Raw genomic sequence first — 23,504 nt, 5'->3', positions numbered from 1 at the left:
GACGCGGCGCCGCTGCGATAGAGTGTCCACCGAGCCGGCCGCGCACGGTGGCCGCCAGGGACGACGAGGCAGGGAATGCAGAACGGAATCGGCAGCAGGCTGCGCTTGGCCGGCGTGGCCACGGTACTGATGTTTGCAGGTCAGGCGAGCGCCCTTGCCGCGCCTGCAGCGTCACCGGTCACACGTGAGGCGGTGGCCGGCATTTCCCTGAGCGAATGGACCGCGCGTTGGTGGCGCTGGGCTGACGAGCAGAGGGTTGCGCCTTACCTGGATCCCGATGGTCGCCTGTGCGAACTGGGGCAGGAGGGGCCGGTCTGGAACCTGGCAGGAACCAATGGCCGCTTCCAGCCACGCAGGCAGTGCGTGGTGCCCGAAGGCAGGCACCTGTTGCTGCCCATCATCAACATGGCCAGCTACCAGACCGGGGAAGACGTCTCCTGCGAGGAGCTGCAGGCCGGCGCGGCGATCAACAACGACCATCTTGTCAGCGCTGTGGTGCTGCTGGACGGGCAGCCGTTGGGTGACGTGCGCCTGCACCGGGTGAAGAGCGAAGGTTGCTTCCGCATGGATCCGGATGACGACGACTCGAGATTGGCTGCGGCCGACGGCTACTGGCTGATGCTCAAGCCACTGACGCCCGGTCGGCACACCGTGAGCGTCGGCGCCAACTATGGTGCGCCCGAAGGTGGCGCGTACAGCCAGATGCGGCAGACCTTCGAGTATGTGCTGCATGTGGGTGGCCGCACGCAGATCACCTTCGTGACCCCCATGATGGTGGAGGCGTCTGCCCCCTGATCCGCGTGGCAGGGGTCAATCATGGTCCTGCTTCAACGCCAGATCGGCAGCCAGCAGCGCCTCCGCTGCCGCACTCAGGGCCGGCGAGGGCGGAGCAACCACGCCGATCGATTCCATCATCTGTGGCATGCCGACGAACTGACGTGCGCGGCGGTCGTAGATGCCGGTGATCAGCAGTGCACGCGTGGCGGTTTTCTGCTCCGGGCCGATCAGTACGCGCTGCTCCATGATGCCGCGTGTGCCGACCCAGCCGATCAGTCGCGTTTCCAGGGTGAAGCGCTGGAACGGCTTCAGCTCGCGCCGGAACTGGATGGTGCCGGCGCCAACAATCGGCGCCCACTTCTCACGCAGCGCCACCTTGCCCAGGCCCATGCGCAGGATCAGGTCCAGCCGGCCCAGGTCGAAGATGTTCCAGTAGCGGCCGTTGGTCATGTGCAGGTTGCTGTCCAGGTCGTTGGGCAGCACCCGGAACTGCAGGCGGGAGACGCCGAACGGGGCCTCCAGCTTCGGACGGAATAGGCTGCACAGCAGCAGGTGGAGCAGGCGGAACCAGAGATTCATGGTTATGACGACTGTTATAGAACGGGCGATACGCTAGTCTATGACGACTGTCTTAGCAAGGAGCCGGCCGTGAGCCCGCGATCATCCGATGCCCCCCAGCGTGTGATCGATGCCGCAGCGCAGATGCTCGCGCGTGTGGGCCTCAACGCGACCAGCATCCGCGAAGTGACCAAACTGGCTGATGCGCCGCTCGGGTCCACGTATCACCACTTCCCGGGCGGCAAGCAGGAATTGTTGGCACGGGCCACCACGATGGCCGGCGACAAGGTGGAGGCGCTGCTGATCGAACTGCTGAAGGGCGGCGCGGTGCAGGGGTTGCAGCAGTTCCTGGCGCTGTGGCGCGAGCGCCTGCTGCGCACCGGTTTTCGTGCCGGCTGCCCGGTGCTGGCGGCAGCCGTCGAGGAGCCGGTGGAGGCCCTGCCGAGCCAGCCACGTGCGGCGGCCGCCGAGGTGTTTGCCCGCTGGCAGGGGCACCTGGCTGAGGCGTTCGTCGCCGATGGGCACGCGCCTGCCCAGGCGACCGGCCTGGCCAGCCTGGTGATTGCCAGTGTGGAAGGCGCAGTGGCGATGAGCCGCGCACTGCAGGACATCGCCCCGTTCGACCAGGTGGCTGCGCAGCTGTTGAAGGCAGCCGCACCGCCTGCTTGAGCGGCGCGCGGACTACTTGAAGAACATGTAGACCCACCCGGCAAACATGGGCACCAGCACAGCGATACTGGATGCCACCAGCCAGCGTACATAGCGGCTGGCCGCATCGGCCCCTTGCCGTTTCAGTGCCCAGGCATGCACAGGCAAGACCAGCAGGGCCTGCAGGAACAAGGCCGCCATTGCGCCAAGCCAAAGTGGAAACACGCCCAGGCAGCCGTCACTCATGCAATAGGTCGCGAACCACGACCCCCAGCCTGCCAGGCCGATCATCGGCAGGAACATGACGATGGCAACAGGGCGGGTGAACTGGGACGCTTGCATGCAGGAGCCGATCCGTTCCGTGGCTGCCCAGAATATAGGATCCACGCCGGACTGCGGTTGCCGTGGATCGGGCGGGAACTGGATGGGACGTGGCCTGTAGACGCGGCGCCACGGCAGGGTAGAATCCGGCCAGCGCAGCCCGCGCGTGCCTGGCAAGGATGTCTGCATGCTGCACCACCTCTCGTTGGGTGTCCGCGATCTCGAGCGTGCAGGTCGCTTTTACGATGCCGTTCTTGCAGCACTCGGTTACCGCCGCGTTTTCGAAGACGACACTGCGATCGGCTATGGCCTGGTCGAGGATGAAGACCTGTTGTGCCTGAAGCTGCGCGACGATGCGGTTGCGCCGGGACCTGGCTTCCATCTGGCGTTGACGGCAACCTCGCGCGACGCCGTTGATCGGTTCCATCATGCGGCCTTGGCCACTGGAGGCCAGGACAACGGACCTGCCGGTCTGCGCCCGGACTATGGCGAGCGCTACTACGCTGCGTTCGTGATCGATCCAGATGGCCATCGCATCGAGGCGGTGACCAAGGCGGCGGCATGAAACACGGACGCCAGCCCGTTTCGATGACGGGCAGCCGCAGCGGCGAAGCGATGCGTGCACGTCGGCAGCTGCAGCATCGTGGCTGGCCGCGGCTGCAGATGGCCGTGATTGTCGTGCTGACCGGTGCCGCCGGATTCCTCGCCTCGCACGTGCTGCGCCTGGCAGGCATGGACGCGATGCTGCTGCGCTATCCGCTGGCCGTGCTGATCGCCTATGGCGTGTTCCTGCTGCTGATGTGGGTCTGGATCCGGTGGCGCTGGGATGCAGTGGCCGATGGGTTGGGGTCCGCGCCCGGCGGCGGTGACAGCCAAGCACCGCCGTGGACCGGCAGCGGCGGGCATTCCGGCGGTGGTGGCGCGTCCGCCTCCTGGGGCGAAGCCGCAGCGTCCTCCAGCGCGAGCGCCGACAGCGCATCGTTGCTGGACGTGGCCGACGGCGACGCAGGCCTGCCGTTGCTGGCCATTCTCGGCATCATGGCGCTGGTGGCTACAGTGCTCGTGGCCAGTGTCTGGGTGGTCTGGTCGGCGCCGGTGCTGATGGCCGAGCTGCTGGTGGATGCGGCCATCGCCGGGGGTCTGTACAAGCGGATGCAGGGCATGCAGGCACAGGGGTGGTGGCGGCTGTGCCTGTCCCATACGATCTGGCCGCTACTGGGCCTGCTGGTGTTTTTCGCCGGGCTGGGCTGGCTTGCGCAGCAGTTGGCGCCGGATGCGGTCAGCCTGATGCAGGTATTCAAGGCGTTGTAACAGGATCTGCCACGACGTTTAATATCAATCACACGCAAGGAGAAGCGCATGGATGTCGCTGCACGCAGGAACAGGAAGTTTGTTCGTTGGCTGATGGTGGCGATGCTCGCCCTGTTGATGCCCTTCGCGGTGCTGGCCCAGTCCGGGCCTACGGCCACCCCGCCCACAACAGATGCGGCCGCCGAAGAAGCCCAGTGCCGCGCCTGCACCTATGAACGCATCGGGCACAAGGTCGACATCGGCCTGGTGACCGTGGTGTCGCTGCTGGTGGCCGGCCTGCTGGCGGCCATTTCCCGCGAATGGGGGACGACCTCGCAGCGCTGGACCTGCCGCACGATGGCCCTGCTGCTGGTGGGCATCGGGGTGGCCCTGCTGTGGTGGGCGGGCAGCATCATCTACCTGGGCTACAACCCGTGGCAGGAGGACGCCGCTCCGCTGGATGCCGCGTTGGCCTCTACACTGCTCAGCACGTCGCCGAAGTGGCTGGCAGGGCTGTTGATGATGGGTTTCGCGCCAACCGTGTGGCGGCGCAGCGAGCGCCTGCCGTCCTGGCGCATTGCATGATCCATGGGGCGCCGGGCGATGCCCGGCGCTCCCCTTGTGAATCAGTCGAAGCGCCAGTGCACGCCTGCATACACGCCGCGGCCTTCGCCGGGCGTCGAGCGCGCCACGTCCTTGCCGGCATCGTTGTAACCGGGGGTGACGGTGGCGGCGTAGTGGCGGTCAGCGATGTTGCGCATCTCCGCCCACAGCTGCCAGCGGCCGCCCGGTGCGTCGTAACCGATGCGACTGCCGAAGATGACGTGGCTGTCCGCCCAATAGCTGTTGGCGTAGTCCACCGCGATGCGTGAGGCGTACTCGGTGTTCAGTGCGGTATACAGGCCCGAGGCGTGGTCGAAGCGCAGTTCGGCCTGGTAAGCGTGGCGCGGCAGGCCGGGCAGGCGGTTGCTGCCGAAGCGCGTGTCATGGCGATAGCGGAAATCGCTGAAGGTGTACGCCTGGCGCAACGACAGACGGCCCGGTGCAGCCTGCCACAAGGTGCTATCCAGACCGGTTTCGATGCCACGGTGCACGGTGGGGCTGGCGTTGTTCTCAGCGATGAACAGGTTCGGCACCGGCTGCAGTTCCACGCTCAGCAGCTCGTGGTTCACGTGCGCGTAGTAGCCGGTCAATTCCCAACGACCCAGCGCCGCTTCACCGCGTGCGCCCAGTTCCAGCGTGGTGGCGGTCTGGTTCTGCATCGGCACCGGCGCACGCTGGCGGCCGGTGGAAGGACCATTGCCCGCGCCGAAGTACTGGTTCGAGCCCCAGATCATCGACCACGGGTGCGGCGCTTCCACTGAGCGGCTGAGGTTGCCGAACCACTGCGTCTGCGGCGTCTGCTGCCAGGTGAAGCCCAGCCGCGGCGCGTAGTCCCAGTCGTGGTCGCGCAGGCGGCCGCCGCTGCTCGGCCACGTGACCTGCACATCGCGGCGGGTGTTGATCAGTGCAAAACCGGTCTGTACGCGCAGGCGATCATTCACGGCCAGGTTGTTGCCGATGTGCAGCGTGCTGTCGGTGCCGTGGTGGCGGAAGTCGCGCGTGCGGGTGCCGGCGGCATAACCGTTGTTGGCAAAGCGCAGCGACTCGCGCACATCGGCATCCAGGTCGTGGGTAATGCGCAGCCCGATGGTGGTCTCGCTGTCCAAACCGAACAGCGTGTGCCGGCGACGGTAGTCCAGCGTGGCATTGAGGTTGGCGTAGTCCAGCTGCTGGCGGTACAGGCTCTCGTTCAAGTCCATCGGGTATTTGTGATAGACCAGCCCGGCCTGCAGCGAGGAATCCTCGTCGATCTGCAGGGTGGTGAGATTGCCCACCCAGGTGCTGCCCGGCTGCGGACGGCGCGCATCGATGGCCAGGTTGGCCGCGTTCGCCGCGCGCGGATCATTGCGGATCTGCTCGCGGGTCAGGCGCCCGGGTGTCTCGTGGTTGGTTTCGCGGTAGCGCACGAAGAAGCGGGTCTGCAGATCGGGGGTGATCTGCCAGCCGATGTTGGCCATCGCGCCCTTGCCATCGCCAGCCGCATGGCGCTGGTAGCCATCGAATCCGGTATCGGTATAGGCCAGGAAGTAGTCGACATCGCCGCTGACGCCGCCCCAGCTGATCCCGCGCTTCTGGTAGCCGCGGCTGCCGGCTTCGTAGTGCAGCTGCACGCCCGCCGAGTCGCGACCGCTGCGGCTGATGTAGTCGATGGCTCCGCCCAGTGCCAGCGCGCCGCGTTCGAAGCCGTTGGCACCGCGCAGCACTTCCACGCGCGACAGCCACAACGGTTCCAGCAGTTCGTAAGGTGTGCCGCCCGGGCCGGTCAGTGGAAGGCCGTCGATCGACACCGCAATGCCGGAAGCATGTGCACCCGGGCCGCGGTTGATGCCCGAGCCGCGGATCGACACCTTGGTGCCTTCGTTGCCCGGCGACTGCGCGCTGATGCCGGGCTGGTAGGCCAACACGTCGGCGCTGCTGGACAGGCGGCTGTCCGCCTTGGCCACGTCGATCACGTTGCTGGCGCCCGGCACGCGCTTCAGCGCCTCGCGCGCCTGCGCGCTGGCATCGGCGGCAGTGACCTGCACCGCGTCCAGCGTGGTGGCCTGTGGGGCGGCGTGGGCGGTGGCGGACAGGCCAAGCAGGATGGCCAGCGACAGCAAGGAGGGGGCGGGGCGATGCGACAGGAAGGGCATGCGGACAGTCTGTAAACCAAAAAACAGGCGCGCAAGTTAACAGGTCGAGTGCGGTACGTCACCCCCGGCAGGCCGGGAATCGGCTACATCCCAGGAACAACTCGCCAGTAGTCCGGTTCTTGCGCTCAACCAGCGGCGCAGCGCACTTCCGGCAGGTCGCGGCAGTTGCGGCTTGCGTGGGCGTTGCCAGGGTTGGCTCCAGCCGTTCCAACGGTTCGGTGATCGGCCGAGTCTGCACTTCGCGGATCATCCGCAGTAGCTCGGCGCCGGGCACCAATGCGACGGGTTTGCCCGCCACGAAGGCTTGGGCATCACGGCTGAACTTGCCCGAGCTGACAACCATTGCCGCGTCCGCCTTGTGGTGCGCGAGCAGCCCGTACATCTCGCGCACGACCGCCACGCCTACCTGCTGCCGTCGCCATTGCTTGCATTGCACCAGCGTGCGCTTGCCGTTGCGTCGCAGGATCAGGTCGATGCCACCGTCCGCGCCGCCCAGTCCGGTTTCTTCGACTGCATAGCCTTGGCGCCGGAAGGCTTCGCCGACAAGAAGCTCGAAGTTTCGCCAGCCCGTCGTGGCCAGGCTTTCCAACCCGGTTCGGGTATCCAGCAGCTGGCGTCGCTTATAGGCGCCAGCCAAGGAAAACAAGGTGGCAAGCATGCAGATCGCCAACCAGGCCCAGGCAAATACCGGTTGGGCAAGAACCTGAAGGAGGATGTCGCCAGTGGGGGCAGTGACAGGTTGGCGCCAAGCCGGTAACAACCAGCGCAGAGTGGCGAAGCCGAGCCCGCCCACCGCTGCGTTGATGTACCACGGCCATGTGGCCATGACATCCAGAAGACTGTTGCGCCTGCGTCCCATGCATTTTTCTCCGACGTGCTCGCCATTGTTCAGTCGAGCCTTCCGATTGGTTTTCCGGTGTGCCCCACAGCAAATTCCAGTAGAAGAGGCTCGACTCTACAAAGCGGATTTCACCAGTGCTTTTGATTTGGCGTATAGCGTTTTGGCCATCTCAGCGTTACCGAGCGCAGCATGGCATTCGGCAAGGCTGTCCCAGGCGTTGGCCGAGGTGGGATACAGGGCCGCGTTGAGGGCGAAGACCTTCAGCGCGGGCCGGTTGCCCAGATTGTTGCGGATCGCGTAGCCGGTTGCATTGATGGCCCGCTCCAGTTCGTCGGATGCAATGCCACTGCTTTCGCTCAGCCACGCACGCAGATCACTTTCACCGCTGCTGTCGCCGATCAAGGCATAGCCGATCAAACGTTCGGACAGTGCTGCATGCGGAAACTCGCCTGGCGCAGCCACTGCCATCGTGCTTTCCACCAGCGTGCTCGACCAGACATTGCGGGCGCTGCCATTGGTCAGGTACACGAACACCCAGTAGCCGCTGGCCAGCGTGCCCTTGTAGGCCAGCCGCGCGCGCACGCGGGTGCCACCGTCGTGGCCGACCTGTGTGTAGCCATCGCTGCGGGTCGTATCCCAGCCGGTGGAGAAGAAGTTGCTGCCACCGCCGGTCAGTGTCTGTGGCTGCCACAGCGCTTCCAGCGTGGCAGTGCGCACCAGCTTGCCGGTCGCCAGTGCCTGCAGGAAACGGTTCATGTCGCCCACGGTGGTCTGCAGATCGGCGTGGCCCCAACCGTAGTTCGGCCATGGATCTTCATTGGCCGGCTGCAGCTGGCCGTCCTTGCCGATGTACGGCATTGCCGCGCGCTGCGCCGGCACGCTGGCTGCTCCCCACGAGGTGCTGGTCATTTTCAGCGGCTGCAGGATGCGTTCGCGTGCAATGACCGGATAGGGCTGGCGGTACTGCGCCTCCAGCAACGCAGTCAGCACCAGGTAGTTGGCCTGCGTGTACTGCACGCGGCTGCCGGTTCTGAACTGCAGCGGCGCCGAACCGGCCACCTTCAACGCAGCAGCAAGATCGGGTGCCACGCCCGGGTAGCCTTTGCTCACCCAGCGGTTGTCCACGCGGTCGTAGTATTCGCCGATGCCAGAGCTGTGGTTGAGGAAGTCACGCACGTGGATGGCCTGCCACGCGGTCGGCAGGTCCGGCACATAACGACTAACGGGGGCATCCAGATCCACCTTGCTCTGGTCCACCAGCTGCATCACCAGCGTGCTGGTCAGAAGCTTGGCCATCGACTGAGCAGCGAAGATGGTATCGACGGTGGTGGGCGCGTGGGTGGCCGGGTCGCGCTCACCGCTGGCGCCTTGGTAGAGCACCTGGCCGTTGTGTGCGACCAGCACCGCCTGGCCGGCGATGCCGTAGCGTTCGCAATTGGCCTGGAGCTGGCTGTTGAGCTGGGAAGCAAGATCTGGCGGAACATCCCGCGCCGAAGCGAACGGGGTGGCGAACAGGGCGCAGAGCAATGCAGCAGCGAGCGTGCGGTACATCGCGGTGATCCGTCAGCGGCGATGGCGCATCTTGGTCACGGCGGGGGATAGGGTCAAGCCAGGAGGGTTGTGCCGACCAAGGTCGGCATCCACCAGAGCGATGGCCATCAGGAAGAGCCGGCCAGCGGCCGGCACTACCCGGGTGCTGGGTCAGCCGAGGATTCCCGGCAGATCCAGACCCTTCTCCTTCGCGCACTCAATCGCGATCTCATACCCCGCATCGGCATGGCGCATCACGCCGGTGGCCGGGTCATTCCACAGCACGCGTGCAATGCGCTTGGCCGCCGCTTCAGTGCCATCGCAGACGATCACCATGCCGGCGTGCTGCGAGAAGCCCATGCCCACGCCGCCGCCGTGGTGCAGCGACACCCACGTCGCGCCACTGGCGGTGTTGAGCAGGGCATTCAGCAGCGGCCAGTCGGACACAGCATCGGAGCCGTCGGCCATGGCTTCGGTTTCGCGGTTCGGCGAGGCCACGCTGCCGCTGTCCAGGTGGTCGCGGCCGATCACCACCGGCGCCTTCAGTTCACCGTTGGCCACCATCTCGTTGAAGGCCAGGCCCAGTCGATCACGATCGCCCAGACCGACCCAGCAGATGCGCGCCGGCAGGCCCTGGAACTTGATCTTCTCGGCGGCCATGTCCAGCCAGCGGTGCAGATGCGGGTTGTCCGGAATCAGCTCCTTCACCTTGGCATCGGTCTTGGCGATGTCTTCCGGGTCGCCGCTCAGCGCCGCCCAACGGAACGGGCCGATGCCACGGCAGAACAGCGGCCGGATGTAGGCCGGCACGAACCCCGGGAAATCGAACGCATCCTCGACACCTTCTTCCAGCGCCATCTGCCGCAGATTGTTGCCGTAATCCACGGTAGGCACGCCCAGCGAGTGGAAACCGAGCATGGCGCGGATGTGGTTGGCCATCGACGCACGCGCGGCCTTTTCCACTTCCTTCGGGGCGGTCACGCGCTTGGCATCCCATTCTTCCACCGTCCAGCCCTGCGGCAGGTAACCGTTCACCGGGTCGTGGGCGGAGGTCTGGTCGGTCAACAGGTCCGGCTTCACACCGCGGATCAGCAGTTCGTCCAGCACGTCGGCAACGTTACCGAGCAGGCCCACCGACAGCGGCTTTTTGGCGGTGCACGATTCTTCGATCAGGCTCAGGGCCTCATCCAGATCGTCGGTCCAGGTATCCAAGTAGCCGGTACGCAGGCGCATTTCGATGCTGCTCTTGCGGCATTCCACTGCCAGGCAGGAGGCGCCGGCCATCACTGCGGCCAGCGGCTGCGCGCCACCCATCCCACCCAGACCGCCAGTGAACAGCCACTTGCCGGCCAGGCTGCCGTTGTAGTGCTGGCGGCCCATTTCCACGAAGGTCTCGTAGGTACCCTGCACGATGCCCTGCGCGCCGATGTAGATCCAGCTGCCGGCAGTCATCTGGCCATACATCGCCAGGCCCTTCTTATCCAGCTCGTTGAAGTGATCCCAGTTGGCCCAGCGCGGCACCAGGTTGGAGTTGGCGATCAGCACGCGCGGTGCATCGGCATGGGTGCGGAACACGCCCACTGGCTTGCCCGACTGCACCAGCAGCGTCTGGTCATCGTCCAGGCGCTTGAGGGTTTCGACGATGGCGTCGAAGCTCTCCCAATCGCGTGCGGCACGGCCGATGCCGCCGTACACCACCAGCTCCTGCGGCCGCTCGGCCACGTCCGGGTGCAGGTTGTTCATCAGCATGCGCAGCGGCGCTTCGGTGAGCCAGCTCTTGGCGGTGAGCGTGGTGCCGGTCGGTGCGGCAATGGTGCGGGACGGGTCGTTGCGGGTCATGCGGCGCTCCGGTTCGTAGCGAATTCAAGGCAGGCATTGAGCACCTGCGCCAGGGTGTGGCGCAGCGGTGCGGCGTGTTCGGGGTCGAGCGGGGTGGGCCAGCTGTGCTCGTCCACCTGGTCGGGTAGTGGTTCGTGCATGTAGCCGCGGCAGGCCAGTTCCATCTGCAGGCTGTGCACACCACCGGCAATGCTGCTGTAGTGGCGGGTGATCCAGCCGCCCTTGAAGCGGCCGTTGCGCACCTGGCTCATGCCGCTGAGCGCCAGCAGGTTCTCCACCACATCGCTCAGTGCGTTGTCGCAGGAGGTGTCCGGTGCACCGGACGGCCCGGCGGTGCCGAGATTGAACTGCGGCAACTCGCCCTCGAACAGGTGCGGGATGTGCGAACGGATCGAATGCGCGTCGTACACCACCACGGTGCCGTGGCGTGCACGCAGGCGTGCGATCTGCGTGGCCAGTGCGTTGTGGTACGGCGCGAAATACGTGTCGCGGCGCCGGGCAATCTCGGCGTCATCCGGCTCGCGGCCGGCGTGGTACAGCGGCTGGTTGTCGAAGGTGGTCAGCGGGCACAGGCCGGTGGTGTTTTGCCCCGGGTACAGCGACACGCCGCTGGGGTCGCGGTTGAGGTCGATCACCGAACGCGAGATTGCCGAGCGCACGGTGGTCGCGCCCATGCCGCGTGCGAAGTCGTACAGCTCATGCACCCACCAGTCGGCATCGCGGCGCGCCAGCCACGGCGAGTGGAAATCGCCGATCAGGTCATGCGGCAGCTCGCTGCCGGTGTGCGGGAAGCTGACGATCAGCGGCGCGTCGCCTTCGTGCACGGTCAGCCATTCGGGATGGCCGTTCATGCCTGCGGTTCGACCGTGGGCAACAGCTCGGCCAGACCCTTGGCCAATGCGCCGCTGCGGACCAGATCGGTTGCGATCACCATGTCCGGGTGGAAATAGCGGTCGTCCTGCAACATCGGCACCTGTGCACGCAGCGTGGCGCGCACGTTTTCCAGCGCCTTGCTGGAGCGCAGCGGCGCATGGAAGTCGCAGCCCTGCGCAGCGGCCAGCAGCTCGATACCGATTACGTTGGCTGCGTTCTCGGCCATCTGCATCAGGCGGCGCGCACCGTGCGCGGCCATCGACACGTGGTCTTCCTGGTTGGCCGAGGTGGGAATCGAATCGACGCTGGCGGGGTAGGCGCGCTGCTTGTTTTCCGAGACCAGCGCAGCGGCGGTCACCTGCGGAATCATGAAGCCGGAGTTCAAGCCCGGGCGCGGGGTCAGGAAGGCTGGCAGGCCGGACAGCGCAGGGTCGACCAGCATCGCCAGGCGGCGCTCGCTGATCGAACCGATTTCGCACACAGCCATCGCCAGCATGTCGGCGGCGAAGGCCACCGGCTCGGCGTGGAAGTTGCCGCCGGACAGCGCCTCACCGGTGTCGGTGAACACCAGCGGGTTGTCGGACACGCCGTTGGCTTCGATCTCCAGGGTGGTCGCAGCCTGGCGCAGGATGTCCAGCGCCGCGCCCATCACCTGCGGCTGGCAGCGCAGGCAGTACGGGTCCTGCACCCGCACGTCGTTGTCGCGGTGCGATTCGCGGATGCCCGAATCCTGCATCAGCGTGCGCAGGGTGGCGGCGGTGGCGATCTGCCCACGCTGGCCACGCAGCGCATGGATACGCGGATCGAACGGCGTATCCGAGCCCTTGGCCGCTTCCACCGACAGCGCGCCGGTGACCAGTGCGGCCTGGAACACGGTTTCGATCTCAAACAGGCCGGCCAGTGCGTACGCGGTGGAGAACTGGGTGCCGTTGAGCAGGGCCAGGCCTTCCTTCGCGCCCAGTTCCACCGGCTGCAGGCCGGCGCGAGCCAGTGCGTCCATGGCGGGCAGGCGTTCTTCGCCGACGAAGGCCTCGCCGACGCCGATCATCACGCTGGCCAGATGCGAGAGCGGTGCCAGGTCGCCCGAGGCACCGACCGAGCCCTGCGCCGGCACCACCGGCAGCACGCCCTTCACCAGCATTGCTTCCAGCAGCAGCAGCGTTTCCTCGCGCACGCCGGAAGCACCCTGGGCCAGGCTGACCAGCTTCAACGCCATCATCAGCCGCACCACATTCGCCGGCATCGGCTCGCCCACGCCCGCGGCATGCGAGAGCACGATGTTCCGCTGCAGGGTGGCCAGGTCCTCGCGTTCGATGCGCACGCTGGCGAGCTTGCCGAAACCGGTGTTGATGCCATACACCGGTGCGCCCTTGGCGACGATGGCAGCCACCGTTGCGGCACTGGCGCGCACCGCCGGCAACGCGGCCGGGTCAAGCGACAGCGGCGCACCGCGATACGCCTGCCGCCACTGGGCGAGGGTGACATGACCGGGGCGAAGAACCAGGGTGTTGCTCATGTGTTGCTCCAGGAGGCAGGCAGGTCGGGCTGTCCGCGCACCACGCGCGCGTGCAGCGGGTTGAATCCAATGCGATAGACCAGGTCGGCGGGGGCGTCGATGTCCCAGATCGCCAGGTCGCAGTCCATGCCGACGGCCAGGCGGCCGATGCGCTCGCCATGGCCCAGCGCACGCGCCGCTTCACGGGTGAAGCCGGCGATGCACTCGTCCACGGTCAGGCGGAACAGGGTGGCGCCCATGTTCATTGCCAGCAGCGGGCTGGTCAGCGGCGAGGTGCCGGGGTTGCTGTCGGTGGCCAGTGCCAGCGGCACGCCGGCCGCACGCAGCGCGGCGATTGGCGGCAGGGTGGTATCGCGAGTGAAGTAGAACGCGCCCGGCAGCAGCACGGCCACGGTACCGGCGGCGGCCATCGCGGCGATGCCGGCGTCGTCCAGGTGTTCGATATGGTCGGCCGACAGCGCGCCGAAACCGGCCGCCAGTTCGGCGCCATGCTGGTTGCTCAGTTGTTCGGCGTGGATCTTGATCGCCAGCCCATGCGCACGCGCAGCGTCGAATACCTGGCGGGCCTGCGCCGGCGAGAACGCGATGTTCTCGCAGAAGATGTCCACGGCCTCAGCCAGGCCTTCTGCAGCGATGGCCGGAATCATCACCTCGCACACCTCATCGGTGTATTCCTGCGCCTCGCGACCGGGCGGCACCGCGTGCGCACCGAGGAAGGTCGGCACCACGTTCACCCGGCATTCCTCGCCCAGCGCGCGGGCCACCTGCAACTGCTTGCGCTCGTCCTGCAGGGTCAGGCCGTAGCCGGACTTGATCTCGATGGTGGTTACGCCTTCGGCGCGCATCGCCAGCAGGCGCGGCCGGCTCTCGCGTGCCAACTGCTCTGGCGAGGCAGCACGGGTGGCGCGCACCGTAGAGACGATACCGCCACCAGCACGGGCGATCTCGGCATAGCTCACGCCCTGCAGGCGCTGCTCGAATTCGTTGGCGCGGTTGCCGGCGTAGACCAGGTGGGTGTGGCAATCGATCAGGCCAGGCGAGATCCATCGGCCTTCGCCGTCGATGCGGGTGGTCGGCTGCAGATGGGCATCGCTGCCGGCGGGGCCGACGTGCACGATGCGGCCATCGGTGGCGGCCAGTACGGCATCGCGCAGGACACCCAGGCCCTCGCCATCGAGGGTCATCAGGTGGACGTTGGACCAGAGGGTATCGACGTGCATGGCATCCACAACGCAGCTGTGCTTATATGTCTATACAATATAGGCGTCCAATTCGGGTTGTCCAGCCATGTCCGATTCGCGTCCCGCGCACTCCTTCCATGCCGCCCATGCCCTGCTGGCCGACGGCTGGGCCGCCGACGTCCGCCTGCAGGTGCAGGACGGGCGCATCGCCGCGGTCACGCGTGGGCAGGCTGCGCAGCAGGGTGATACCCGCGTGGGCATCCTGGTGCCGGGCCTACCGAACCTGCACAGCCACGCCTTCCAGCGCGGCATGGCCGGCCTGACCGAGATCGGTGGCGGCGACGGCGACAGTTTCTGGAGCTGGCGCGAACTGATGTACCGCTTTCTGGCCCATCTGCGCCCGGACGCAGTGCAGGCCATCGCCGCCCACGCCTACATGGAAATGCTGGAAAGCGGCTTCACCCGCGTCGGCGAATTCCACTACCTGCACCACGACGCCGATGGCCGCCCCTACGCCGATCGCGCCGAGATGAGTGTGCAGATCGCTGCTGCGGCCGCGCAGACCGGCATCGGCCTGACCCTGCTGCCGGTGTTCTACGCCCACGCCGATTTCGGTGGCGCGCCGCCGAATCCGGCACAGCGCCGCCTCATCCATGACGTCGACGGGTTCGCGCAGCTGCTGGATGGTGCCCGCACCGCGCTGGCCACGCTGCCCGATGCGGTGCTGGGCATCGCCCCGCACAGCCTGCGCGCGGTGACCGGCGAGGAGCTGAGCGCACTGCTGCCGCTGACCGATGGCCCGATACACATCCATATTGCCGAGCAGGTGCGCGAGGTCGAGGCCTGCCTGGCGTGGAGTGGCCGGCGACCGGTGCAGTGGCTGTACGAGCATGCCCCTGTCGATGCGCGCTGGTGCCTGGTGCACGCCACCCACATCACCGACGACGAGCGCGCGCAGATGGTCGCCAGCAACACCGTGGCCGGGCTGTGCCCGATCACCGAGGCCAACCTGGGCGACGGCTTGTTCCCGATGCAGGCCTTCGCGCGCGAGGGCGGGCGCTTCGGTGTCGGCTCCGATTCCAACGTGCTGATCGATGCCGCAGAAGAGCTGCGCCTGCTGGAATACGGCCAGCGCCTGACCCTGCGGGGTCGCAACGTGTTGGCCCCGGATGCCGGCCGCAGCTCCGGGCGCTTCCTGTTCGAGGGTGCGCTGCAGGGCGGTGCCCAGGCGCTGGGTGTGGCCGCCGGCCTGCAGGTAGGTGCCAGCGCAGACATGGTTGAACTGGACGCCGCGCACCCCGCGTTGCAGGCGCGACACGGTGACGCATGGCTTGACAGCTGGGTGTTCGCCGCACGTAATGGCGCGCTGCGATCGGTCTGGCGCCATGGCCGCCAGTGCGTGGCCGACGGCCGCCACCTGCAGCGCGAGGCCATCACCAGCGCCTTCGCCGCTGCCCTGCGTGGCGTGCTGGGCTGATCGCCTCCCACCATCGAGACTCCACCACGTGAAGGCCAGCAAGTCCGCCACGCTCAACCAGCGCATCCGCAGCGACCTGGAAAGCCGCATCCTCAGCGGAGAGTGGGCGCCGGGCTTCCGTATCCCGTACGAGCACGAACTGATGGAGCAGTACGGGTGCTCGCGGATGACGGTGAACAAGGTGCTGACGGCGCTGGCCGAGAGCGGCATGATCGAGCGCCGCCGCCGAGCGGGCTCCTTCGTGGCTCGGCGGCCACCGCACCTGGAGCAGGTGGCGCTGGAGATCCCTGACATCGCAATGGAGGTCGGATCGCGCGGACATCAGTACGGCTACCGGCTGCTGCAGCGTGAACTGCGCCTGGCCGAGGCAGCCAATGCCGGCGAAGTGGAACTGGCCGGCAGTGAGCAGTTGCTGGCGATGCGCTGCCTGCATCTGGCCGATGGCCGGCCGCTGGCGCTGGAGCATCGCCTGATCAGCCCGGTCGGCGTGCCCGAGGTGCTGGAGGTGGATTTCAGCACCACCGCGCCGGGCAGCTGGCTGCTGCAGAACGTGTCGTGGACGCGCGCCCAGCACCGCATCAGCGCCTGGGGCGCCGATGCGCCCACCGCCAAGCTGCTGGACGTGAAACCCGGTACCGCCTGCCTGGTGATCGAGCGCCTGACCTGGCGCGGCGAACAACCGATCACCCGCGTGCGCCAGATGTTCCTGGGCGATGCCTGGGACCTGGTCGCCCGTTTCGCACCCGGGGCGCGATAGGGGCGAACCCACGCTCGGCTTCTTCCCTGGGCGCTTTCAGCCAAGCGGGAATGAATCGCCGTGAGTAGATCCACGCCATGCGTGGATGTGGTGCCGAGCAGCCGAGCTCGGCACCATCACGCCTCAGCCTATCAATACGTCGCGCACTGCCGCCAGCGCACCGGCTCATCCACACCGGGGCGGGCGTTGAGCTGCACGCGCACGTTGCGCAGGGCGGGGTAGCGCAGCACTTCCTGGCACACGCGTGGCCACACCGTTTCCAGTTCACCGGTGCGGTTGATGGCCAGCGTCTGCCGGGTCAGCCAGACGCCGCTGGCGATGCCGGATTGACCCGCCAGCGCGCGGGCCAGTTCGGCCTGGTAGCGGTCCAGCGTGGCAGCGTCCGGGTTGGGATTGCTGCGCGTGTCGTCGCCATTCTGCGGCGCGGCTGCGGCGACCATGGGAGCGGGCGCATTCGCGGCGCTGTCCGGCGCGGCGGGCGTCGGCACAGGACGTGCAGCCGGCGTTGCGACAGGTGCAACGGCCGGTGCTGGGACCGAGTCCGCATGTTCCGGGCGCAGGCCCTGCAGGCCAAGCCCGACCAGCAGGCCCAGCGTCACTGAGGCCAGTGCGGCAATGGCGATGCGGCGCAGCGCCTCATGGCGGGCGATCGCGCGCACGCGGGTCTCAACATCGGCCGGCAGGTAGGGCTGCAGCAGTGGCCACAGGCGCGGACCATCGATTACTTCCACTGCCTGCTTTTCCGCCGCGCCCAGGCCATCGCGTTCAACCCGGCCTTCGGTGATCAGCATGCCGCCCTTGGCGCCTGCCAGCCGCGCGGCAGCACCCAGTTCGTTCACCGCAGCGGTGCCGATGCGATAGGCCAGGCCGTGCTTGCACGATACCCGCCAGGTGTTCGGTCCATCGCTGAGCAGGAAATCGCTGCTCGGCTCACGGCTTTCCTCGCTCGGATCCTGCAGTTCACGCAGGCCGCGCTGCTCGCGCAGCATGCGCTTGATCAGCGTGGAAAACTCACGCCAGTGCATGCCCGCCAGGGCCTGCAGGCCCAGTTGCATTTCGGTACGTCGACGCTTGAACCACCACAGGTACACGGTGGCCAGGGTGCAGGTAAGCAGGGCCGACAGCAGGGCCAGAATCCAGGGAAGCATGCAGGGCGACGACGGAAGGGGCGAAAACGGAAGCCCACAGTGTAAAGGGCCGACCGGTTGATTGCGTCAGGGTGTTCCCGACAACAACCGTGATGCAGCCCGCAGATCTGCATGCGCCAGACACGAAAAAACCCGCCAATCCTGAAGCCGTGAGGGGAGGGAACAAACGGCAGCCGAAGCGATTGGCGGGTTCTACGCGATTGTCAACGAAAATTTATTGCGTTGCAACAAAGGCGGTTCAGGGGGTGCTGCCTGGCGACTGATGGCTGCCCGGCGAGGGGGCGTCCACGTCGGTGGAGGCACGGTGTTCGAGCTTGGCCAAGCGTGCGGTCAGGGCATCGATGCGGGCTTCCAGCGCGGTCACCTGATCGGCGGTCGGCACGTGCAGTCGCTTGAGTACGCCCTGCACCTGGTCATCGAAGGCCTTGTTGACCTTGTCCCAGGTTCCGGATGCCTTTTCGCGGGCTTCGTCCAGCGAGTGCTCGACGTTGTCGCGCCAGCCCGGTTCCTGCTCGCCGCTGCGTTCACGGCGGCGGGCTTCCCAGGCTTCGCCTTCCTTCACCAGGCCATCGAAGAACCGGCCTCCCTCTGCTTGCGCGCGCCCGAGGGCGCCCAGACCAGCCAGCCAGACCTGCTGTGCCGAATCGCTCAGCTTGCGCGAAAAGCGCTCTGCCTGGTCGCCGAAGCCGGCATCGTCGTCGCGGCGATCGTCATTCTCGTAACGGTTCATTGCATTCCCCGTGGGAGTTGGGCCTATCCCCGAGAGTAGCGCGGCGCGCCGTTGCTGGGCCGTGATGGCCGCAGCGCAGGTTCAGCCCAGCTTTTCCTTCAACACGCGCTGGATCTCGCTTTCCACCATGCCCTTCATCGCCGACAGCAGGAAGCCCAGCTTGGCCGTGACCCGCACCGCGCCCGGCTGCAGTTCGATCGCACCGTCCACGCCACTGCCGGAGAAATTCAGCACGTCGGCGGCCCACGACGACTTCAGGCCGAAGCGTTCGCCCAGCTTGGCGGCAACCTGCTCGATCGCTTCACGTGCCTGGGTGTCGGGCAGGGTGTGGGCGTGGCGGACATCGATGGTGGACATGCAGGCTCCTGGCGCAGGGCGGGGATCAATTGAGAGGGCGAGCATTGTGCGCATCGACGGCGCCCACGCCAAGCGCTCATCGCAGGTTCTTCTTCGTGGGCGGCCAACCTGCTAGTCTGCGCCGCGTGCAGAACCTGCTAGTTCACTTCAGTCAACAACAACAGCCCGACCAGCCGCTGCGGCCCGGGGTGCAGCGCATCGTGCGCCAGGCAAACGGCAGCGTACGCCTCGGTGATGCCGGCAACGGCGCGCTGCTGCTTGCGCAGTTCTGCATGGACGACCGCGGCCTCTGGCTGCAGGTCGGCAACGGTATCCGTGGCATCCATGTGAATGGTCGCCCGGTGCGGCGCATGGCCCTGCTGAGGGCGGGCGACGCGGTCTACGTCGATGGCGTGGAAATGGTCCTGCAGGGCGAGGTCGACACCCTGCTGCAGGCACCGGCGCCGGCAGGCAGCGGTGACGAGCAGCGCCTGCTGCGCGGTGTGGGCGGCCTGCACCACGGCCGCAGCTACCCCCTGTCGCGCGCGCGGGTGATCGGCCGTGGCAGCGATGTCGACATCGAGATCGATGAACCCGCCTTCGCCGAACAGCACGCGCGGGTGGAAGTCCATGGCGAGCGGGTACTGCTGCGCGACCTGGGCAGTGCCGATGGCACCCGGGTCAACGGCGTTGCCGTACGCCACTGCTGGCTGCAAGCCGGCGACCAGGTCGTGTTCGACGGCCAGCACCGGTTCGTGCTGGAAGTGCCGCATGACCCGCGCCGGCGGCCGCCACTGGCCGATGACGAAGGCAGCGACGAAGCCGAACAGGCACCGGTGGTACCGGTCGCTCCGCGTCGGGTGCGGCGCTGGCCGTGGCTGCTGGGCAGTGCGTTGCTGCTGGCAGCCGTGCTCAGCCTGCTGCTCTGGTTCGGCGCGCGCTGAATTCGTTCCGCCGGGCATGGCCCGGCGCTACCGCCCGGACCAACCCGCTTTGGGTAGTGCCGCCGCGGCAATGGATACGGATGCAACCAAATTTCCCTTGCGCCACAAGGCCGCAAGGCTGGTGCAGTGCGGCATACTAGGGGTCTTGCCCCACAGGTGTGCCATGACGCGCGCGTTCAACTTCAGTGCCGGCCCTGCAACGTTGCCGGAATCGGTCCTGCGCCAGGCGCAGGCGGAAATGCTGGACTGGCACGGTAGCGGTGCCTCCATCGTGGAAATGAGCCATCGCGGTCCGGAGTTCATGTCCGTGGCCGCCGAGGCCGAGGCCGACCTGCGTCGCCTGCTCGACATTCCCGAGGACTATGCGGTGCTGTTCCTGCCCGGTGGCGCCACCACCCAGCAGGCGTTGATCCCGCTCAACTTCGCCAGCCCCGGCCAGCGTGCCGACTACGTGGTCACCGGCCACTGGGGCAAGACCGCAGTCAAGCAGGCCAGCCCCTACGTGCACGTCAACATCGCCGCCAGCAGCGAGGCCGAAGGGTATCGCCAGCTGCCCGAGCGCGCCGGTTGGCAGCTCTCTCCCGATGCCGCGTACGTGCACATCACTGCCAACGAGACCATCCACGGCGTCGAGTTCCGTGATGTGCCCGAGACCGGCAACGTGCCGCTGGTGGCCGACTTCAGTTCATCCATCGCCAGCGAGCCGCTGGATGTGCGTCGCTACGGTGTCATCTATGCCGGTGCGCAGAAGAACCTGGGCCCGGTCGGCATCGCGGTGATGATCATCCGTCGCGACCTGCTGGAGCGTAGTGGCCAGCCGCGCGCGGACATCTTCGATTACCGCTCGCACGTCGCCCGCGATTCCATGCTCAACACCCCGCCCACCTGGAACTGGTACCTGGCCGGTCTGGTGTTCAAATGGATGCTGGCCGAAGGTGGCGTGGTCGAGTTCGCCAAGCGCAACGCCGCCAAGGCCGCGCTGGTGTACGGCGCCATCGATGCCTCCGGCGGCTTCTATCGCAACGAGGTCGCCCATTCGGCGCGCTCGCGGATGAACATCCCGTTCTTCCTGCCCAACACCGACCTCGATGCCCGTTTCGTCGCCGATGCCAAGGCCGCCGGCCTGCTGGCGCTGAAGGGTCACAAGGTGGTCGGTGGCATCCGCGCCTCGCTTTACAACGCCATGCCGCTGGCCGGGGCCGAGGCGCTGGTCGCCTTCATGGCCGATTTCCAGCAGCGTCACGGCTGAGCAATGAACGGCGCGCATCGTCGGGTGCGCGCCCCGCAACAAGGAATTCCGATGGCAAGCAAACCCAGCAAGAAGGCGTCGAAGAAGGCCGAGCCGGCCAAGGACAGCGCCACTTCCAAGCCCAAGGGCAAGTCGAAGGCAACCGCGGTGCCGACCCTGGCTCCACTGGCACTGGCCGATGTGCGTTCGAAGATCGACCAGATCGACCGTGACATCCAGAGCCTGATCGCCGAACGCGCACAGTTCGCCCACCAGGTCGGCAAGGCCAAGGGCAAGCTCGCCGCCGCCGTCGACTACTACCGCCCCGAGCGCGAGGCGCAGGTGCTGCGCATGGTGGTGGATCGAAACGAAGGCCCGCTCAGCGATGAGCTGCTGGTGCACGTCTACCGCGAAATCATGTCGGCCTGCCTGGCCCAGCAGGAGCCGTTGAAGATCGGCTACCTCGGCCCGGAAGGTACCTTCAGCCAGCAGGCCGTGCTCAAGCACTTCGGCCGCTCGGCGCTGGGCCTGCCGATGGCCAGCATCGAAGAAGTGTTCCAGGAAGTGGAAGCGGGCAACGCCGATTTCGGCGTGGTGCCGGTGGAAAACTCGGGGCAGGGCACCATCCAGATCACCCTGGACATGTTCCTCACCTCCAACCTGAAGATCTGCGGCGAAGTGGAACTGCGCGTACAGCAGTACCTGATGTCGCGCAGTGGCCGCATCGAGGACATCGAGCGTGTCTACGGCCATCCGCAGTCGTTCATGCAGACCTCGGCATGGATGCGCGCCAACCTGCCCAAGGCCGAGAAGATCCCGGTGGCCAGCAACGCCGAAGGGGCGCGTCGTGCGCGCAACGCCGACGATGCAGCGGCCATTGGCGGCGAGAGCGCCGGCCATGTGTACGGCCTGAAGAAGGTCGTCACCAAGCCGATCCAGAACGATGCCGACAACACCACCCGTTTCCTGGTGGTGGGGCGCAACATCTTCCCGACCTCCGGCCATGACCGCACCTCGGTGCTGGTGTTCATCCATGACAAGCCCGGCGCGCTGTTCGATGTGCTCAGCCCGTTCGCGCGCCATGGCATCAGCATGAACCGCATCGAATCGCGTCCTTCGCACCACGGCAAGTGGGAATACGGCTTCTTCATCGACCTGGCCGGTCACATCGACGACGCGCCGATGCAGGCCGCACTGGCCGAACTGGAAGCGCACTCGGCGCAGATCAAGGTGCTTGGCTCCTATCCGGTAGCCGTGCCCTGATCCCTGCTGCGGCGGCTGCGGCCGCCGCTCCTGATGCACCGCCGGCGAGCCGGCGTTTACGGAACCATTCAACGATGAGCAACGCGCAGCACTGGATCGCCCGCAAGGGCCAGCCCCTGCAGGGCAGCCTGACCATTCCCGGCGACAAGTCGGTCTCGCACCGCTCGGTGATGTTCGCCGCGCTGGCCGATGGTACCTCGCATATCGAAGGCTTCCTGGAAGGCGAAGACACCCGCGCCACCGCGCGCATCTTCAGCCAGCTGGGCGTGCGCATCGAAACCCCCAGTGCGTCGCAGCGCGTCGTGCACGGCGTCGGCATCGATGGCCTGCAGGCACCCAGCGCACCGCTCGACTGTGGCAATGCCGGCACCGGCATGCGCCTGCTGGCCGGCCTGCTGGCCGGTCAGGCATTCGACTGCACGCTGGTCGGCGACGAATCGCTGTCCGGCCGTCCGATGCGCCGCGTCACCGGTCCGCTGTCGCAGATGGGCGCGAAGATCGACACCGAGGAAGACGGCACGCCGCCGCTGCACGTGCATGGCGGGCAGACGCTGCACGGCATCGACTTTGCCTCGCCCGTGGCCAGTGCGCAGATCAAGTCCGCCGTGCTGCTGGCCGGCCTGTACGCGCACGGCGAAACCAGCGTGACCGAACCGCACCCGACCCGCGACTACACCGAGCGCATGCTGTCCGCGTTCGGCGTCGACATCGCGTTCTCGCCGGGCAAGGCCCGCCTGCGTGGTGGCCAGCGCCTGCGCGCGACCGATATCGTGGTGCCGGCCGACTTCTCCTCGGCCGCGTTTTTCCTGGTCGCGGCCAGCATCATTCCCGGCTCCGAACTGCGCCTGAAGCAGGTCGGCCTCAATCCGCGCCGTACCGGCCTGCTGCACGCGCTGCGCCTGATGGGCGCGGACATCACCGAACAGAACCCGGCAGAGCAGGGCGGCGAAGCGGTGGCCGATCTGCTGGTGCGTTACGCGCCGCTGAAGGGTGCGCGCATTCCCGAGGAGCTGGTGCCGGACATGATCGACGAGTTCCCGGCATTGTTCGTGGCCGCTGCTGCCGCCGAAGGCCAGACCGTGGTGACCGGCGCCGCCGAGCTGCGGGTGAAGGAATCCGATCGCCTGGCTGCGATGGCGACCGGCCTGCGCGCGCTGGGCATGCAGGTGGACGAAACCGAAGATGGTGCCACCCTGCACGGCGGCGTATCGCTGGGCAGTGGCACCATTGAAAGCCACGGTGATCATCGCATCGCGATGGCCTTTGCCATTGCCGGCCAGATCAGCCATGGTGAAGTGCGCATCAACGACATCGCCAACGTCGCAACGTCCTTCCCGGACTTCGACGGACTGGCTCGCAGCGCCGGCTTCAACCTGGCCTGAGGTAGTCCCGGCGCCGCTGCGCTCGCCGGGCATGGCCCGGCGCTACCCTTCGGCGCCTGTTCCGGTAGCCCGGGCCATGCCCGGCGGAATCCCAACGCGCGCGCAAAAAAAAACGGAGGCCGAGGCCTCC

General features: G+C 67.0%; 23 protein-coding genes. 11 read left to right on the top strand and 12 right to left on the bottom strand.

All coding sequences use genetic code 11. From position 1 onward, the window contains the following. Nucleotides 1-75: 75 nt before the first annotated feature. Entirely contained in the window at nt 76-795 is a 720-nt protein-coding gene (locus BW38_RS10885) for a hypothetical protein (protein ID WP_051584998.1), read from the top strand. Nucleotides 796-810: 15 nt separating this feature from the next. Here the strand turns inward: BW38_RS10885 and BW38_RS10890 are convergent, their stop codons facing one another. After that, on the bottom strand, nt 811-1,356 hold the full coding sequence (locus BW38_RS10890; RefSeq protein WP_032976274.1) for a thioesterase family protein: 546 nt from the start codon (nt 1,354-1,356) through the stop codon (nt 811-813). 69 nt (nt 1,357-1,425) lie between these two features. Between BW38_RS10890 and BW38_RS10895 the strand changes: the two genes are divergently transcribed. Beyond that, a complete protein-coding gene (locus tag BW38_RS10895; protein WP_032976272.1) occupies nt 1,426-2,004 on the top strand; it encodes a TetR/AcrR family transcriptional regulator in 579 nt (192 codons plus the stop codon). Nucleotides 2,005-2,016: 12 nt separating this feature from the next. On the opposite strand, the gene BW38_RS10900 is transcribed toward BW38_RS10895, so the two are convergent. Further along, entirely contained in the window at nt 2,017-2,325 is a 309-nt protein-coding gene (locus tag BW38_RS10900; RefSeq protein ID WP_032976271.1) for a hypothetical protein, read from the bottom strand. Nucleotides 2,326-2,491: 166 nt separating this feature from the next. Between BW38_RS10900 and BW38_RS10905 the strand changes: the two genes are divergently transcribed. The 3 genes from BW38_RS10905 to BW38_RS10915 are packed head-to-tail and all read left to right on the top strand — an operon-like array spanning nt 2,492 to nt 4,179. Further along, on the top strand, nt 2,492-2,869 hold the full coding sequence (locus BW38_RS10905) for a VOC family protein (RefSeq protein ID WP_032976270.1): 378 nt from the start codon (nt 2,492-2,494) through the stop codon (nt 2,867-2,869). Further along, complete coding sequence (locus tag BW38_RS10910) at nt 2,866-3,615, top strand: hypothetical protein (protein WP_032976269.1); 750 nt, start codon at nt 2,866-2,868, stop codon at nt 3,613-3,615. The genes BW38_RS10905 and BW38_RS10910 overlap by 4 nt, the downstream gene beginning before the upstream one ends. A gap of 48 nt (nt 3,616-3,663) precedes the next feature. After that, entirely contained in the window at nt 3,664-4,179 is a 516-nt protein-coding gene (locus BW38_RS10915) for a hypothetical protein (protein ID WP_032976268.1), read from the top strand. 41 nt (nt 4,180-4,220) lie between these two features. Here BW38_RS10915 and BW38_RS10920 read toward each other — a convergent pair whose 3' ends face one another. The 7 genes from BW38_RS10920 to hutI all read right to left on the bottom strand — a co-directional run bounded on the left by BW38_RS10920 (nt 4,221) and on the right by hutI (nt 14,148). After that, nucleotides 4,221-6,329: a TonB-dependent receptor gene (locus BW38_RS10920; protein WP_032976267.1), complete on the bottom strand. Its 2,109-nt coding sequence runs from the start codon at nt 6,327-6,329 to the stop codon at nt 4,221-4,223. Nucleotides 6,330-6,387: 58 nt separating this feature from the next. Then, a complete protein-coding gene (locus BW38_RS10925) occupies nt 6,388-7,188 on the bottom strand; it encodes a restriction endonuclease (protein ID WP_032976265.1) in 801 nt (266 codons plus the stop codon). 96 nt (nt 7,189-7,284) lie between these two features. After that, complete coding sequence (locus tag BW38_RS10930; protein WP_032976264.1) at nt 7,285-8,721, bottom strand: serine hydrolase domain-containing protein; 1,437 nt, start codon at nt 8,719-8,721, stop codon at nt 7,285-7,287. A 150-nt stretch (nt 8,722-8,871) separates the two neighbouring features. Continuing rightward, on the bottom strand, nt 8,872-10,539 hold the full coding sequence (hutU, locus tag BW38_RS10935; RefSeq protein WP_032976263.1) for a urocanate hydratase: 1,668 nt from the start codon (nt 10,537-10,539) through the stop codon (nt 8,872-8,874). Continuing rightward, nucleotides 10,536-11,390, bottom strand: coding sequence for an N-formylglutamate deformylase (gene hutG, locus BW38_RS10940; RefSeq protein ID WP_032976262.1), 855 nt, complete (start codon nt 11,388-11,390; stop codon nt 10,536-10,538). Before hutG ends, hutU begins: the two co-directional genes overlap by 4 nt. Then, nucleotides 11,387-12,928 carry a histidine ammonia-lyase gene (hutH, locus tag BW38_RS10945; protein WP_032976261.1) on the bottom strand — a complete coding sequence of 514 codons (1,542 nt, stop codon included), beginning with the start codon at nt 12,926-12,928 and terminating at the stop codon, nt 11,387-11,389. The genes hutG and hutH overlap by 4 nt, the downstream gene beginning before the upstream one ends. Further along, nucleotides 12,925-14,148, bottom strand: a complete 1,224-nt coding sequence (gene hutI / locus BW38_RS10950) for an imidazolonepropionase (protein ID WP_025876976.1) — start codon at nt 14,146-14,148, stop codon at nt 12,925-12,927. The genes hutH and hutI overlap by 4 nt, the downstream gene beginning before the upstream one ends. 67 nt (nt 14,149-14,215) lie before the next feature. On the opposite strand from hutI, the gene BW38_RS10955 reads away from it, so the two are divergent. Next, nucleotides 14,216-15,586 (top strand): formimidoylglutamate deiminase, encoded by a 1,371-nt coding sequence (locus BW38_RS10955; RefSeq protein ID WP_032976260.1) that lies wholly within the window; start codon nt 14,216-14,218, stop codon nt 15,584-15,586. Nucleotides 15,587-15,614: 28 nt separating this feature from the next. Further along, nucleotides 15,615-16,343: a histidine utilization repressor gene (gene hutC, locus BW38_RS10960; protein ID WP_032976259.1), complete on the top strand. Its 729-nt coding sequence runs from the start codon at nt 15,615-15,617 to the stop codon at nt 16,341-16,343. A 131-nt stretch (nt 16,344-16,474) separates the two neighbouring features. On the opposite strand, the gene BW38_RS10965 is transcribed toward hutC, so the two are convergent. The 3 genes from BW38_RS10965 to BW38_RS10975 form a co-directional block, all read right to left on the bottom strand. Beyond that, complete coding sequence (locus BW38_RS10965; protein WP_032976257.1) at nt 16,475-17,491, bottom strand: restriction endonuclease; 1,017 nt, start codon at nt 17,489-17,491, stop codon at nt 16,475-16,477. 238 nt (nt 17,492-17,729) lie between these two features. Next, entirely contained in the window at nt 17,730-18,221 is a 492-nt protein-coding gene (locus tag BW38_RS10970) for a phasin family protein (RefSeq protein WP_025876984.1), read from the bottom strand. A gap of 81 nt (nt 18,222-18,302) precedes the next feature. Beyond that, nucleotides 18,303-18,578, bottom strand: a complete 276-nt coding sequence (locus tag BW38_RS10975; protein ID WP_025876985.1) for a polyhydroxyalkanoic acid system family protein — start codon at nt 18,576-18,578, stop codon at nt 18,303-18,305. A 125-nt stretch (nt 18,579-18,703) separates the two neighbouring features. Here BW38_RS10975 and BW38_RS10980 point away from each other — a divergent pair, with 125 nt between their 5' ends. The 4 genes from BW38_RS10980 to aroA all read left to right on the top strand — a co-directional run bounded on the left by BW38_RS10980 (nt 18,704) and on the right by aroA (nt 23,374). Next, nucleotides 18,704-19,501, top strand: a complete 798-nt coding sequence (locus BW38_RS10980) for an FHA domain-containing protein (RefSeq protein ID WP_032976255.1) — start codon at nt 18,704-18,706, stop codon at nt 19,499-19,501. A gap of 163 nt (nt 19,502-19,664) precedes the next feature. Then, nucleotides 19,665-20,750: a 3-phosphoserine/phosphohydroxythreonine transaminase gene (gene serC, locus BW38_RS10985; RefSeq protein ID WP_032976253.1), complete on the top strand. Its 1,086-nt coding sequence runs from the start codon at nt 19,665-19,667 to the stop codon at nt 20,748-20,750. Between the two features lie 51 nt (nt 20,751-20,801). Then, nucleotides 20,802-21,992, top strand: a complete 1,191-nt coding sequence (gene pheA, locus BW38_RS10990) for a prephenate dehydratase (RefSeq protein ID WP_025878757.1) — start codon at nt 20,802-20,804, stop codon at nt 21,990-21,992. Nucleotides 21,993-22,066: 74 nt separating this feature from the next. Beyond that, nucleotides 22,067-23,374 carry a 3-phosphoshikimate 1-carboxyvinyltransferase gene (gene aroA / locus BW38_RS10995; protein WP_032976251.1) on the top strand — a complete coding sequence of 436 codons (1,308 nt, stop codon included), beginning with the start codon at nt 22,067-22,069 and terminating at the stop codon, nt 23,372-23,374. Nucleotides 23,375-23,504 lie beyond the last annotated feature (130 nt).

The organism is Stenotrophomonas sp. RIT309 (assembly GCF_000632045.1).
In the GTDB taxonomy this organism is placed as follows: Bacteria; Pseudomonadota; Gammaproteobacteria; order Xanthomonadales; family Xanthomonadaceae; genus Stenotrophomonas; species Stenotrophomonas indicatrix.
Note: the sequence above shows the minus strand (reverse complement) of the source record. Positions and strands in the feature narration are given on the sequence as shown.